Here is a 14,767-nt window from a genome sequence, read left to right as displayed (position 1 = left end):
GGAGTGCCTCGGGGGGACAGCCCGACTATCCGACCTGTTCTAGGCCAATCAATCCTTGACACGACTTCGTGCAAGCGCTTTCATGCAAGCGCTTGCATAGGGGCGCGCATGCCTGACCGAAAGCGGAACAATTCATCTTCAACACCGACGCTGAGCGAGGTGGCGGACGCTGCCAACGTCTCTTCGGCTACCGTTTCGCGTGCTTTCAGCCGGCCGGAACTTCTCAGTCGCGAGACGGTCGCGCGGGTTCACTCGGTCGCCGCGCGGCTCGGCTATGTCCCCAATCATGCCGCGCGCGCACTAAGCACCGGGCGGATGGGCAACATCGCGCTGATCGTGCCCGATATCACCAACCCGTTCTTCGCGGCGATGATGCGTGGGGGGCAGGCGACGGCCCGCGAATGTGGCTATGCGACGTTTATCGGCGATTCTGACGAGACGCCGGAAGTGGAAGACATTCTCCTGACCAAGCTGTCAGCGCAGGTAGAAGGTTTCATCATCGCCTCTTCGCGCCTGCACACGAAACAGATCCTTGAACATGCGCGGAGGCGGCCTTGCGTCCTCGTCAACCGCGACATTCCCGGCATGGTACGGCTTCTGGTCGATAGCGGGCCGAGCTATGGGCAGGCGCTGGAGCATCTGGTTTCGCTGGGCCATAGATCGATCGCCTATGTTGCCGGGCCGGCATTCTCCTGGTCGAACAGCCAGCGCTACGGCACCGTGACCAGGAGGGCCGCCGAGCTTGGGGTTGAGATCGTACGGGTTCCGACCTCGCGGCCAAGCTTCGAGGCCGGCCAGGCCTGCGTCGATGAACTCGTCCTGACGGGCGCGACCGCCGTACTCGCATTCGACGATGTCATGGCGCAAGGCATCATGGCCGGGCTTGCCGCGCGCGGCCTGTCGGTGCCGGGCGACTACAGCGTGATCGGCTGCGACGGCATACTGGCGCCGACCCTTTTCCCGCCCCTGACGTCCATCGCAACCCATTGCGCGGAGGCCGGCAGGCAGGCGGTCGAGCTTCTCGTCGCTATGCTGCAAGGCAAGCCGCTCGCTCACAAGCGCATCAATCTCGTCACCGAATTCGTCATCAGGGCGACAACCCAGGCCCCGTGCTCGCAGCGAGCCACGGCGGGGCTCGATCGACTTACAACCACGGAGTGATCATGCGAATTTACGTGAAACCGGACAAAAAGCTGCTGGGCGCCGCTGCCGCTGAACTGGGGGCGCAGTCGATCCGCGCCGCGATCGAGGCGCGCGGCGCGGCCAATATCGTCGTCGCCACCGGAGCCAGCCAGTTCGAGGTACTTGCCGCGCTGGTGGAGCGGGATGACATCGACTGGTCGCGCGTCACCGGCTTTCACCTCGATGAATATGTCGCCATGCCGGATACGCATCCGGCCAGTTTTCGGCGCTATCTCAAGGAGCGCTTCACCGCGTTTCTGCCGTCGTTCGGGGCCTTTCATTTCATCGACGGGGACGTGCCGGATCCAGGTGCCGAGGTGGCGCGCATCAATGCGTTGATTGCGCGTCACCCCATCGATGTGACCTTCGCGGGCATCGGCGAGAACGGCCACCTCGCCTTCAACGATCCGCCCGCGGACTTCGAGACGACCGCACCGTTCCACCTGGTAACGCTGGACGACCGCTGCCGCCGCCAGCAGTTCGGCGAAGGCTGGTTTCCGACGCTGGAAGACGTCCCGCACAGGGCGATCTCCATGACCGTCAACCAGATCATGAAAAGCGGTCTGATCGTGCTGGCGGTGCCGGACCGCCGCAAGGCCGAGGCGGTGCGCGACACGGTCGAAGCGCCGATCTCGCCGATGGTGCCGGCCGGTATCTTGCGCAGGCATGCCGACTGCCACCTGTTTCTCGATCCGCAATCGGCTGCTCTGCTTCGCGAAGTGCCGGGCACCGTGGGCGAATAACCGTCCACGCAACCTAGAAAGGGAGGAGACACCAATGACAACCCGACGCAATGCCCTTCTAACGATCCTGGGTGCTGGCGTTGCCGCGGCGGCAAGGCCGGTTTTCGTGCTTGCCAACGAGTTCCCGAAGCCGAAGGAGCCGCTGGTCATCAATGTGGTCGACGTTGCCGGCGACCTGCAACTCAGCCAGCGGGCGCTTGAAAAGTTCGCCGAGACCCATCCGGAACTGATCTCGAAGTTCGTTTACACGCAGGCGCCCGCGCCCGAACTTGCCGCCAAGCTCAAGGCCCAGCAGGCGGCAGGCCGGTTGGACATCGATTTCGTGCTCACCGGTAACGACGCCCTTGCCGCGGGCATCGACCAGGGATTGTGGACCCAGATCCTGCCTGACTATGCCGATATGTTTCCCAAGCTCGACGAGCGCTACCTACCGGGCGCCTATGCCATGCAGCAGATGGCGAAGGGCCAAGCCTTCGTCGATAGCTGGTATCCGTCAGGCCCGCTCCTGGAATATGCGCCGGATCGGGTCAAGGACCTTCCTGGGACCGCTGAAGAGTTGCTTGCCTGGTGCAAGGCGCATCCGGGAAAGTTCATGTATGCGCGCCCGGCGAATTCCGGCCCCGGCCGAACCTTCGTCATGGGCCTTCCCTACCTGCTCGGCGACAAGGATCCGCTGGATCCTATCGACGGCTGGGAGAAGACCTGGGCCTATCTCAAGGAACTGAACGACTGCATCGACTATTATCCCTCCGGCACGACCGTCACCATGAAGGAACTGGGTGACGGCACGCGCGACATCATCGCCACGACCACCGGATGGGACATCAATCCGCGCTATCTCGGCATCGTTCCCGAAGACTACAAGATTGCGACCCTGAAGGGCTTCCACTGGGTCAGCGACGCCAACTATGTGGCTATCCCAAAGGGCGTTTCCGACGAAAAGCTCGGCGTTCTCCTGCAACTGATCGCCTTCATCCTTGAGCCCGAGCAGCAGGCATTCATGTACGATCACGGCTACATGTACCCCGGCCCGTCGATCAGGGACGTGCCGATAGAGATGGCGCCGCAGGACAGCCAGGACACGATCAAGCGTTTCGGCCGGCCCGAATATGCCGCGATGATCGCCGACAACCCGATCGAACCGCCGCTCGACGCCAAACCGCTGGTTGCCATGTTCGAGAAGTGGGACAAGGAGATCGGCGGGGCCAAAAACGGCAAATAGGGTATCTCCGCGCACCGCCATTCGACAGCGGTTTGTCCCCGCCGCCATGATGGCTAGGCCGCCTTAAACAATACCCCTGGTGGTCCGGGGAAGCCGCCGGTCCACCCGAGATCGCGGTCGACTGGCCAGGCCTTGGCCGGTCAAGGAATGGATGACTCGTCTGGCTATATGGCGGCCGCGATGCCATCCATCCTGATGCGAATGCGGCATCCGTTGCGGTACGGTGCCACATTCGACGCTCGCCCGCCTGCGCCGCCGACAGCGAGGATGCCTCCAATTGCGCTTGGTGCCGCCATTGGCCGGCACCTTGGAAATCGTCGAGGACGAGGGAAGCTTTCATCTGTCCCGAACGTTTATGAGAGTGTTTACCACCTCTCAGGGGCTGGTCCCGACCCGGTCGGGTTCGTAGTCACCGCCCGCGGTACACCAGCCTAAAGCTGTAGGCCGAGGAAAAGATGCCCGCTCAAGCTTTCATCAACCGGATTGCGGCAGCCGTTCCGGAGAATGGCGTTCACCGCTTCTTTCTTCAATTTGCCGGTTCCCAGCTGACGGCAGATCCCCGTCGCCGGGCGATCTTTGATCGCATGGCGGACAGATGCGGAATAGAGCATCGTTATTCGTGCTTTGCGCCCGCCGATGATCCTGAAGGCCCAAGTGTCGATTTGGAGGGTGTTTTCAAACGCGGCGCGTTTCCAGGCACGGCAAAGCGCATGGAGATGTTCGCGGCCACAGCGCCCGCTCTGGCTGAACAGGCCGTGGAGAAGCTCCTTCATGGTCAGGACAGGACCCGTATCACACATTTGATCGTCACCACCTGCACGGGGTTTTCCGCCCCCGGCCTGGATCTGGAAATAATTGCCCGGTGCAACCTGCCGACCTCCATCGAGCGCACAATCCTCGGCTTCATGGGTTGCTATGCAGCGATCAACGCACTCAAGCAGGCACGACACATCATCCGGTCGGAACCCGAGGCCCGGGTTCTGGTGGTCAGCATCGAACTCTGTACGCTTCACCTCAAGGAGACCTCCGACCTTGAAAAGCTGCTCTCGTTCTGCCTGTGGGGCGATGGCTGCTCGGCTGCGTCGGTAAGCGCCAGTCCTTTTGGCATAGGACTGGATAGTTTTCACGCGCTCGTCGATGGCGGCAGCCGCGACCTCATGACCTGGAACATACACGACGACGGTTTCGACATGGTGTTGTCGGGAGAGGTTCCCGCCGCAATCCACCATGCACTCGGCACAGACATAGGCAGCATTCTGGGAAACAGGAGCGTTTCAGACGTCGACCTTTGGGCCGTCCACCCGGGCGGCCGCTCCGTTCTCGACGCAGTGGAGCGCGCGCTGAATCTCCGTTCCGATGCGTTGTCGACCTCCCGCGAGGTCCTTCGTGAAAACGGAAACATGTCCTCTGCTACCGTCATGTTCGTACTCGAGCGAATGCTGCGCGAGGCCACAAAGGAAGACCGTGTGGGTTGTGCCATGGCATTCGGACCTGGCCTGACGACCGAGACGATGATGTTCCACACAGCCGGCGATACCTGAATGGCCAATGATCTCGACCATCGTCGGATCGAGCGGGAACTGCTCGACAATTTGCCTCCCGACGATCCAAGGGCCGTCGGTTCGCGGCGTGATCTCGCCTGGATAAACGCACTGATGTTTCAGAGCGCGATCATGGCCAGCCTGTTGAAGGCAAGCGTGCGCAAAAGCCCGACCAGATTTTTGGAAATTGGTTCCGGCGATGGAGCATTCATGCTTTCCGTCGCAAAGCGCCTCGCCCGGCGCTGGACAGATGTCGACCTGGTCATGCTTGACCAGTTCAACCTCATTTCAGACAGGCGGTTCGCTGATTTCTACGCACTTGGTTGGCGGGTCGAAACCATCATCGATGATGTCTTCGAATGGATCCAAAACCCCCGAGCCGGCGCCTTCGATGTGGTATCGGCCAACTTGTTTCTGCACCATTTTCCGGACGCAGCCCTGAAACGCCTGTTTTTGGCGATTCGCCCTCTGGCGCCAGTGTTTCTCGCCACCGAGCCGAGCCGAAACGCCATTGCCTTAAGAGCCTGCTCGCTTCTGCATGTCATTGGCGCGAACGAGGTGACTTTGCACGATGCGCCGGCAAGCGTCCGCGCCGGTTTTGCGGGTGATGAGCTTTCCAGCCTATGGCCCCCGGATTTCAGGCGCCAGTGTGCAGAACGCAGAATTGGACCGTTTACCCATGCCTTCCTTGCCGTCGACCGCGCTTCGGAAGGTTTGCCATGATGTACGACGCCATCGTCATAGGCGCCGGGCCAAGTGGTTCTTCGGTGGCCTTGGCTTTGAGCGGCCAGGGGCGCGCCGTTGCCATCGTCGAGCGAAGTGAATTCCCGCGCCGCAAAGTTTGCGGGGAATTCATGTCTGCGGTCAATCTGGATCTATTGGATAGATTGGGAGGAGGCGCCGCGGTTCGCGCCAAAGCCGGTCCGGAGGTCAAGCGGGTTGCACTTTTTGCATCGGGTCCCGGCACGGATGCGGGCATGCCGCGGGCCGCGGGAGATGCATTTGGACGCGCGCTCGGGCGCGACGTTCTGGATGGCATGCTTTTGGATGCGGCTCGCGATGCCGGAGCCGACGTGTTCCAGCCTTGGCGGGCGGCGGAGATCACCACCGATGGTGACAACGCTATGGTTCGGATCGAAAGCAAGCACGATCAGGGAGTTCTCGTTGCGCCGGTCGTTATTGCCGCGCATGGCTCGTGGGAACAAGGAAGGCTTCCGACGAACCTGCCGAAAACCAACGCGCCGCACGATCTTTTCGGATTCAAGGCTCATTTCACCGGCGCTGAGCTCGACCGCGACCTCATGCCCCTGCTGGCATTTCCGGGCGGCTATGGCGGCATGGTCTGGGCCGACCGGAACAGGATGTCGCTGTCGTGCTGCATGCGCCGCGACGTCTTGATCAGGCTACGCGAAAAAGGCAACGTCTCGTCGGCAGCCCAAGCTGTTCATGCCCATATCCTTGCTTCGTGTCCCCGTGTCGCCTCCACGATCGCGAATGCCACGCTCGATGGCGAATGGCTCGCCACAGGTCCCATACGGCCTGGCATTCGTCCACGTTTTGCCGACGACATATTTCGGGTGGGCAACCTCGCCGGTGAGTCCCATCCCATCATCGCTGAAGGCATATCGATGGCCCTGCAGTCAGGCTGGTTGCTAGCCAACGAACTGGCCAGGTTCGGCCGTTGGGACCGGGCGGCGAGGATTGCTGTTGGCCGCCGCTATTCGAAGGTCTGGAACAGCCAATTTGCCACCCGCATTCGCGTGGCTGCCTTGTTGGCACGCCTTGCCTCCCATCCCATGTCCGCTGCCGCGATGAACACGTTCGTGAGCGGCTTCCCGAACAGCCTGACGCTGGGAGCCAGATTGACCGGCAAAACGAAACCGCTGCCGATCGGGTGCGACTGAGAGGCTCAAGACTTCGTGCTCCAAGACGCTATAGCGGTCATGCACTCCGTCTTTCGATAGCCCCAGCCTTGCGATTCGACATGATGTCTCAGGCCCGGCCATCGCCGGGCCTGAGCTGAATTCTGCTGGCGGAACTATTTGTTGCAATTTTGGGACGGCGAGGTGGCAGTGCCGCTGGCGGTATTGGTGTCGACGTCATTGCCCGCAGTGTCCTTGCAACGGTCATTCATGCCGTTTGGTGTTGTCGTGGTCGAGTTCGTCGCATTCGGATCAGTTGTGACGGTCCCCGTGGTGCTGCCGGAGCCGTTGACGCTCGTGCCGCTGTTGTTCATGCCGCCGCCTGCGGTACCGCCGGCATTGCCCGAGCCGCTCGTTTGGGCCAGGGCGGATGTGGCGAGCGCTAAGGACAGGGCGGATGCGACCAAGATCGTTTTCATCATAAGTGCCTCCATTGGTTAAATCGCTTGTTGCGATCACTTTCCCAACGGAGCGCCGTCCTTGTTGTTCCTGTAACGGAAAATCGTGATCGATCTTCATTCTTGTCCGGCTTTGATGCTGAGCGAAGCACATCCAGAACTGTATAAAGGACGACTGCGGTCAGTGGCGACGGGCCACGCTCAGCCTGATCGACGGTTGTGCTTGCTGAGCAGGATCGGCAGGGAAACCGGCCGGAAATTCCACACGTCAACGCCGACATCACGCTGGCGAGTAAGCGGCTTCAGCTTGCCATGCGAATGGCCGTGCAAATTCACCGATCCCTTGCCCATCTGATTCCAGGTCCGAAACGGATAATGGCACAGGACGAGGAGGGTACCGTCCACCACCAGTTCCGCATAGTGCTGGATGCTGGCCCAGCCAGATGCGAGCGTTGCATCGCTTCCGTCATTGTTGCCGATGATCAGGTGCTTGCGCCCATTGAGCTGCGACAGGATGTTTTCGATGCCGGCCTTCGGGCGGGCAAAATCACCCAGATGCCAGATCTCGTCGTCCGAGCCGACGGTCTCGTTCCAGAGGCTCATCAGCGCCGCGTCATGCGTTGCCAGCGAGCCGAACGGCCGCCGATCAATTCGCAGGATGCGTGGATCGTTGAAATGAGTATCGCTCGTGAAGAAGATCATCCTGCGCGCGACTTCCCTCGCTGATCGACCCAGCCCGATACGCCGGACTAACGATCCGGTATTCGGCTGTACGCGCTCGTCAGCTTCCTTCCTTACGGCCGTCACCGGCGGCAGACGCTGAGTGTTCAGGCTCCGCAGCCTCAAGACCTTCGATAATCGGCGTAAGCGAGCCATCTTCCTCCGGAACTGGTTGCCGGCCGTTGGCTGCGTTCGCCTTGTCGAGGGCCTGCTGGATGGCGTCCTCTATGTTGCCGATATCTTCTTCGCGAACCTCGCGCCCGTATCCTGCGGCGTCCGCATCCTGCTCGAATTGCTGGGCCAACACCGCGACGCTGACTTGCGTGTCGGTCGCCAGGTTTCCGACATTCTCCTGCAGCCAAGTTCGAAAGAACTCGATCGTCGCGCTCATATTGCCTCCTGAACCGGACAACTGCTGCTGAGAGCGGTTGTTCCATGTTCCTGGCTACACTTTGCGGACTCTTGTGACGTTGACCTTGGGTACCGGGGATCCGATGAACGCGCCGGTTGAGCATGGCCATTGCCGCTGCCATCGGTGCCGCGGCCCTTGCCGTCGGCAACACACGGTATCCGAACGGAGTAGCCCCAAACTGTCAGCTTACAATTTGCAGTCATAGGTTACAGACTTCCCGTGTTCTATAAAGGGAGGTGGGAAGTACCTGGGCCTAACAATACTCTAGGGCGCGGTTGAAGGTTCGCCTTCGAATCGCGAAATGCCCAGGTGGTTCACAGCTCCCAAAACAATGGGAGGTGTCAGCCAAACAGGATGAAAATCGGGTTTCGGACCCTAGTCCCCTCGGTCCGATCCACCGGTTCAAGGGCAACGTAACACAGCTCAAAGCCGACAGGAAAAATGCAGTCCGGCAAGTCTCGGCCTCACATCGGGAAACCAGAGCCAGGCACCGACTTCCGCGCAGCACGACGTGTCCTCTCCGGCGATTGAGGAAAAATTGCGAGGTGATTGTCGTGTCTGTCGCCTGTCTTGACGCAGTCCCCCCGTTCATGGACAGAAGCGCTCCCGCAACTGCATCGAGCACAGTCGGCAGTGCCTGGCACAACGCCGACCACCTCTCCCTAGCTGGCCAGGGCGCGATATCGCGCGGCTTGGCCAGCTAGCTTCCCGCAAATCTTCTTTCAAAATAGATGGATCATTCCGGATCAAGGTCCGGAGATTGAATCGCAAAGCCCGGCAGGATCCAACTCTGGCTCTCCACCCACGCGCAGTGATTCATGTTGGATATCCACATATGCTCATATGATCGCCGAAATTGCAGCAACGCTTCCAGTTCCGGCTTTCCGCGCTCATAGGCGGATTGCGGATCGCCGAGCGTGAGCTTGCTGGCCGCTCGCGAGCACAGCTTCGCATGCTGCAATCCCAGCTCAAGAAACTTCACCCGCATCGAGGCTTCCGGATCTTGGATTGCGGAGGCTGCCGCCCTGTCAAGCAAGGCTTCCGCCGGCGCGAAACTCTCCTCTGGATAGACAGCGTGCGCCGCCTTCGCCCAGCTTCGCCAACGAGATGCTCCAAGAGCCTCGAACCCCTCCCGCAGCTGGGCGCGAGCGTTCGAAGTATACGCCTGCCAATAATCAAAATAGCTTTTGACGTCGTCGGCCGCAGGTCCGAAGGCTGAATAATATTCCGACAACAATGACTCCACGGCAGTCTCAGGATGTGTCTGCAGGCGCATCAACAAATAGAGATTTGGACCTTGCGTCGCCCAATGGCCTGTCAGCGAGTCAAAATCGGTTCCGACCATCCCGTTTCGCGCCGCGTTCTGAAACTCGTCGGCGAACTGGCCGGCGAATATGTGCGGCATGCAGTAGCCATCCAGGAAATAGTTGGTGCGCATGAACACCTGGGCAGTCGTTGCCGCCCATCCGCGCCACTGGTCTTTTATCCAGTCCTGCTCTTCGCCGCTGCGTGGATAGTACCAGGCCGATGGGCAAAACCCGATCAGGATATTCGGGTTCAACTTGATTCCCGATGTCGGTGCCGCGAAGTAATTCATATAGGCGTATCCCACCACGACCGCGTTAGGGTCGTCTTTCGCGGCTATCCGCTGAATGGCTTGCCATGAACGCGCATAGCGGTCCGATACGAAAGGCTTGCTGGCGATCTTCGACTTCGACGGAATGAACTTTCGATAGTCAGGCGGCTCTGGGCCATCCAGCGCTTTGCATATTTCGCACTCGCACTGCCCCGGGATGTCGTTCTCGACCGCATTGACGAAAGTTGGCTGTCCCGCAGAGGCGCTCCGATGCTCACGCCATTGCGAGACGATCTCTTCTCGCAAGCCCGGATTGGAAATGCACATCGAGAAGCGAGCGCCCAGCCTCACCGGGCCCCGTTTGCCTCTGACCAATTGAAACCATTCGGGATGCTCGGTGCCATACCGCTGCCACCAGTCGACGAAAGCGTGACCGTAGTTCGTGGGTACTCTGCGGCCCATTCGGTGGCGACGCAGGAACGTGGCCTGGGCTTTCATATATTCTTTCGCCGCTGCTGCGGTGAAACCCATTTCGGGATGTTCTTCGCTCGTGAAGCCAGCCCCAGCGCGCACGCGACGCTGCATGAACCGGGGCGTAACGACGTAATCAAGCGCGGGGATCACCAAAGACTGTGCCTTTGGGACAAACGTTCCCAGTTCACCTGGCCATAGCCATCGGACACCGAAATAGCGATCAAGGAGCTCGTACACGCCGAAGAGGGTGCCCGCGGACGTGTTTTGGTCGAGTGCACTGCCGGGATGATCGAGGCCGGCGATGCACAGATGGTTGCCGACGGTTCGGATGATACAGGTTTCACGCGCCAATGCGCCGAATGTGATTCCGGCTGCCCGGGCGAACCGGGTGTCGCCCAGAAAAATATGGGCGGCGTTACGCAAGCCAGCCGGCGAGACATGGTTTTCAGTTGTGATGGTAGGTTGGATGCCGGTCGCTTTTTCTATGTGCCAGCCGAGTTCCGTGGCGGCGTAGTGAACAGAGCCACTCGGCTGATCCGAAATAACGAGCGTTGCCGCAGGTCTGCCGCCGGCGATAAGCGTTACGCCAGCTGAAGATTGAGTGGCCGCTTTGCCAGGGTTGGTAAAGCCAAGCCAGTGTAACAGGCCCAGAACCGTTCCCTGTGCAAACGTCCTTCGCGATAACGGCCCCATGCCAAAGACCTCACCTATGCGCGCGCATCCAAGAATGTAGACCCATTTTACGAAGACGGGCGTTCACAACAATTTGTATCACGTAAGCTTTGCATGCTTCAGCCGTTACGTTTCCCTTACCCGCATGCCGATCCATTGATGGCCAGTCTGCAGTTCGGGGCCAAGACGAAGATCAGCGTGTGAGGGTTCTCTTTGTATAACGGGTACATACACGCAGAGTCCCATATCATTTAAAGGTTGCAAAGAATTAATCGAGATATACCCGATATTCTTCGGGAAGAACTATCCATCTCCACGGGATAAGCAATGCCCTCTTTTGGAGGCTTATCATGATCAAAAACATTCTTTTGACAATCTCACTGAGTGCTTCAGTGGCTTCTTTCATCTCGCCGTTTTGCCGATTCGGACAAAGACCGGGTCGTCCGAGGCCGGCCCGATCGGGTGGCACCTGCGGATCTGGTGAAAAACCGCTGGCAGTCTGGTGGGTGCGGAGAGGACGGCAAAGGCGGCCAAATAGCTCCAGCCTGGGGATATCGCCCAATTCAATACTCCGCTGGCGTAGCCAGCGGAGGCAGTTTTCACCGCTGTGCGACCCATTTGCGCAAACCAATGGTGAAGTCCTCACGATCTGGGAACTCTCATCCGCCATGTTCGTTACTGCTCCACATTATGGAGAGATGGGGGTCGGATGGATTTTTCGAGACGCAGGGACTGGGAAGCTCTAGCCAGCGCCCTCGACATCAACATCTATCAGCGTTCAAAGACAGTGTGGATTGCGGCTGGAAAGTACCGCGGCAAAGACATTGAAGTGAAAGGCCGCTCGCCAAGCATCGCACTCGCATTGTGGAAGGAAGCTGCGGGCTATACCGGCTCGGAGTGGTAGAAAGAGCGGTTCGTCAAGCCGCGCCGCTCAGGTCCAAGCGCACATGCGCAGTGCAAGGCGCAAGCATTGTTCAAGGCTTACGGGCTTGGAGATGTCTTGCGCTGTCCGCGTGGACAATCGTGACTTTAAGCGCGCCATGAAGCTCCAGACACGACAGCCTTGAACAAGTCGAGCCGTCGCGAACAAGTCGAGCCGTCGCAGCGAGGCGGCGCTGGATATCGATTTGACGGTCGATACCGGTACGCGACATGTGCGCGCCGGCATCGGATCAGTGCGGTCTTGCCGGCTTAGCTGTGCCGCCGGTGTTGCCGGTTTCGCCGCTGCCATCATCGGGATTGCCAAGCGGTACCACTTTTGGATGGATCGGCTGCCGCCAAGGGACAATTGACACAAACGGCACCTGGGGATGGCATTGGGCCATGCAAGGAGCGGGGCATCAGGAGCATTCTCCTGTGACGGTGGGCAATCCTTCAATGAGCGATGCAGAACGTGCTCCGCGCCTCGGCCACGGAAGATAGCCTTCTTCAGGCAATGAGCGGACTCATGGACTCTGACCCCGCCGACCACATTGAGCTAACCGCTGATATTGTTTCGGCCTATGTCAGGAAAAACCGGACGTCGCCTTCCGATCTGGTTGACCTGATCCAGAATGTCGGCCGTGCTTTGCAAAAGCTTGCCGTGGGCGATCACCAGCCCGAACCGAAACCTGTTCCAGCCGTGCCGATCCGCAAGTCGGTGACCCCTGACTTCATCGTCAACCTGGAGGACGGGCGCCGCATGAAATCCTTGAAGCGGTACCTTACATCCATCGGCATGACGCCAGCGCAATATCGCCAGAAATGGGGCTTGCCGCCGGATTATCCGATTGTGGCGCCAAATTTAACTGCGTTGCGCTCGGAGGCAGCCAAGAGGATCAGGCTTGGACAACGGAATGCCAGTGGCCGAACTTCCAGAGGCTAACCGAATGGAGCACAGGGCGAGGCTCCGGCAGTCCTCGCGCCGTTGCTCGTATCGTGACATTTGTTTTCTTCGGATCACAAATTTGACGTGCCCGCCCGATGCCAGCGGGACCAACAGCCAAATGGGGCTGGGGGCAAGGCGCAAATGGCCACGCTATTCTCACAGGCGTGCAATTGCTGGTCCCGATCGACATCATGCCCGATCGACGCCATGATTGAAGATTGCAACGCCTTTCCGCAAGGCATGCGCCTGGAGGCGGATGTGTGCATCGTGGGAGCGGGTGCCGCAGGCCTGGCGATAGCATCACAACTAGAAGGCACGCGGCATCGCATATGCGTCATCGAAAGCGGTGGCATGACGTACGAGCACTGGCGCCAACGGCTGTCGCGCGGGCTGTCCGTGGGCCAACCTTACGAAGCTCTTGACCTTTGCCGCCTCCGTCAGTTCGGCGGGAGCACAGGCAAGGCTGGTTGGGGCGGATGGTGCAAGATGTTGGATCATGGCGATTTCGAGCATCGGCCCTGGATACCCCTGAGTGGTTGGCCCGTCGACCATAAATCATTACTACCCCATTATGAGACCGCAGCCCGCCTGCTCGGAATCGACGACCTGCTGACCGATTGGCCGACTTCCGCGGTCATGCCTGAAAACGGGCCGCTCTTTTCGGAACGCTGCTTTCTCAGTCCCACTCCGGATCTCGGAGCAACGCTTCGCAAGAAGCTTAAGGACGCAAAAAACGTCCAGGTCGTGCTGCATGCCACGGCGCTGCGGCTCGACACCGACGACTGCGGAAGGCGGGTTCGCTCCATCGAGGTAGCGAGTACGCCGAACAAACGATTCCAGATTGGTGCGCGATTTTTCGTGCTGGCCTGCGGCGGTATCGAAAACGCGCGCCTGCTCCTTGTTTCAAACCGACAGGCGCCGAATGGCATAGGAAACCAGTATGACCTGGTTGGCCGCTATTTCATGGAGCATCCCCGGGTAAAATGGGGAAGCCTGCAAGTCAGCCAGCCCGACAACATGATAGACCTCCACGTGCCCTGGACCCGCACGACCGGATTGTCGCCTGAAAACCGCGGCACCAATGATGCATTCGGACTGGCGCTGCGGCCCGAAATACGTGCAAGCGAGCGCCTCCTCGATTCCCGCACATGGATCAAGCCTGGGCCTTGCGTCAATCACATGGATGGTTCCGAAGCTTTGCAGTATCTTGCCTTCTGGCTGCGGAGAGGCCGGCTGCATCGCGACCTTATCAAATGCGGCCGAACTATCCTGATGCATCCGGCGGGAGCAATATCGGCAGGTTTCGAACGGATCTGGCACTCACGTCGGCGTGCAAGGCATTTTCATTTTGACACGATACTGGAACAAGAACCGGATCCGGCAAGCCGCGTCACGCTCGATACAAGGCTCGACGAGTTCAGTCTGCCCCGTGTGAAGCTGCAATGGAACGTGGGGCCTCTCGTCCGACGGACGCTTGAGCGTGTCCAGGCGATCATCACTGAAGAGATGAAGCGGCTGGGGCATAGAAGCGCCATTCATCCAGGCCAGGACAAAAACCCGGCGGGGGAGCGAGACATTCCATATCACTGGGTTCGACACCACATGGGCACGACGAGGATGAGCGACGACCCGCGAACCGGCGTGGTCGATAGTTCGTGCCAGGTGCACGGCCTCGCAAATCTGTTCGTCGCCGGCAGCTCGGTCTTCCCGACCGGAGGCAACGACATGCCCACCCTCACCATTGTCGCGCTCGCTATCAGACTGGGCCAGCACTTGCGGCAAAGCCTCGAATAAGCTCGCCTCCACCTTCGCCAAAGCGGTCAATCGACGAGGAAAGGGAGCAGGCTGCGACGTCTCATGCCGCAGGTCCGCCATATGGAATATGCCGGCTCCTGAATGTAATTTTACGCTTTGCCGAGAAAGTGTGCGCGTTTTGAGCGAAGGTCTGACCAACGGCTCACATAGCCACCCCTGTTCAGCTCTTTGTCGTAACGATTCTGGATGACCGCTACTTCCGTAGCTACCCCCTATTGGTAAG

Annotated in this window: 13 protein-coding genes; 9 read left to right on the top strand and 4 right to left on the bottom strand. The window is 59.7% G+C overall.

What is annotated here, in order from left to right; genetic code table 11:
* Positions 1 to 108: 108 nt before the first annotated feature.
* From FJ973_RS23915 to FJ973_RS23890, 6 genes are all read left to right on the top strand, one after another.
* Positions 109 to 1,161, top strand: coding sequence for a LacI family DNA-binding transcriptional regulator (locus tag FJ973_RS23915; protein WP_140558017.1), 1,053 nt, complete (start codon positions 109 to 111; stop codon positions 1,159 to 1,161).
* Between the two features lie 2 nt (positions 1,162 to 1,163).
* Positions 1,164 to 1,925 carry a glucosamine-6-phosphate deaminase gene (locus tag FJ973_RS23910; RefSeq protein WP_140558015.1) on the top strand — a complete coding sequence of 254 codons (762 nt, stop codon included), beginning with the start codon at positions 1,164 to 1,166 and terminating at the stop codon, positions 1,923 to 1,925.
* Between the two features lie 34 nt (positions 1,926 to 1,959).
* Complete coding sequence (locus tag FJ973_RS23905) at positions 1,960 to 3,147, top strand: extracellular solute-binding protein (protein ID WP_140558013.1); 1,188 nt, start codon at positions 1,960 to 1,962, stop codon at positions 3,145 to 3,147.
* A 455-nt stretch (positions 3,148 to 3,602) separates the two neighbouring features.
* The gene (locus tag FJ973_RS23900; protein ID WP_140558011.1) at positions 3,603 to 4,688 is read left to right on the top strand and encodes a type III polyketide synthase; all 1,086 of its coding nucleotides are present in this window, start codon (positions 3,603 to 3,605) and stop codon (positions 4,686 to 4,688) included.
* The gene (locus tag FJ973_RS23895; RefSeq protein ID WP_140558010.1) at positions 4,689 to 5,411 is read left to right on the top strand and encodes a methyltransferase domain-containing protein; all 723 of its coding nucleotides are present in this window, start codon (positions 4,689 to 4,691) and stop codon (positions 5,409 to 5,411) included. It abuts the gene before it with no gap.
* Positions 5,408 to 6,592, top strand: a complete 1,185-nt coding sequence (locus tag FJ973_RS23890) for an FAD-dependent monooxygenase (RefSeq protein ID WP_140498459.1) — start codon at positions 5,408 to 5,410, stop codon at positions 6,590 to 6,592. Before FJ973_RS23895 ends, FJ973_RS23890 begins: the two co-directional genes overlap by 4 nt.
* 134 nt (positions 6,593 to 6,726) lie before the next feature.
* Here FJ973_RS23890 and FJ973_RS23885 read toward each other — a convergent pair whose 3' ends face one another.
* The 4 genes from FJ973_RS23885 to FJ973_RS23870 form a co-directional block, all read right to left on the bottom strand.
* Entirely contained in the window at positions 6,727 to 7,032 is a 306-nt protein-coding gene (locus FJ973_RS23885) for a hypothetical protein (protein ID WP_140498458.1), read from the bottom strand.
* A gap of 177 nt (positions 7,033 to 7,209) precedes the next feature.
* The gene (locus FJ973_RS23880; protein WP_140498549.1) at positions 7,210 to 7,710 is read right to left on the bottom strand and encodes a metallophosphoesterase family protein; all 501 of its coding nucleotides are present in this window, start codon (positions 7,708 to 7,710) and stop codon (positions 7,210 to 7,212) included.
* A gap of 79 nt (positions 7,711 to 7,789) precedes the next feature.
* Positions 7,790 to 8,119: a DUF768 domain-containing protein gene (locus FJ973_RS23875; RefSeq protein ID WP_140498457.1), complete on the bottom strand. Its 330-nt coding sequence runs from the start codon at positions 8,117 to 8,119 to the stop codon at positions 7,790 to 7,792.
* A 757-nt stretch (positions 8,120 to 8,876) separates the two neighbouring features.
* Positions 8,877 to 10,883: a DUF4838 domain-containing protein gene (locus tag FJ973_RS23870; RefSeq protein ID WP_140558008.1), complete on the bottom strand. Its 2,007-nt coding sequence runs from the start codon at positions 10,881 to 10,883 to the stop codon at positions 8,877 to 8,879.
* 688 nt (positions 10,884 to 11,571) lie between these two features.
* Between FJ973_RS23870 and FJ973_RS23865 the strand changes: the two genes are divergently transcribed.
* From FJ973_RS23865 to FJ973_RS23855, 3 genes are all read left to right on the top strand, one after another.
* A complete protein-coding gene (locus FJ973_RS23865) occupies positions 11,572 to 11,766 on the top strand; it encodes a hypothetical protein (RefSeq protein ID WP_140498455.1) in 195 nt (64 codons plus the stop codon).
* 480 nt (positions 11,767 to 12,246) lie between these two features.
* Positions 12,247 to 12,726 carry a MucR family transcriptional regulator gene (locus FJ973_RS23860; protein ID WP_318012505.1) on the top strand — a complete coding sequence of 160 codons (480 nt, stop codon included), beginning with the start codon at positions 12,247 to 12,249 and terminating at the stop codon, positions 12,724 to 12,726.
* A 144-nt stretch (positions 12,727 to 12,870) separates the two neighbouring features.
* Complete coding sequence (locus FJ973_RS23855) at positions 12,871 to 14,523, top strand: GMC family oxidoreductase (RefSeq protein WP_140558006.1); 1,653 nt, start codon at positions 12,871 to 12,873, stop codon at positions 14,521 to 14,523.
* The last annotated feature ends 244 nt before the right edge of the window (positions 14,524 to 14,767 follow it).

The organism is Mesorhizobium sp. B2-1-3, from assembly GCF_006442495.1.
Taxonomy (GTDB): domain Bacteria; phylum Pseudomonadota; class Alphaproteobacteria; order Rhizobiales; family Rhizobiaceae; genus Mesorhizobium.
Note: the sequence above shows the minus strand (reverse complement) of the source record. Positions and strands in the feature narration are given on the sequence as shown.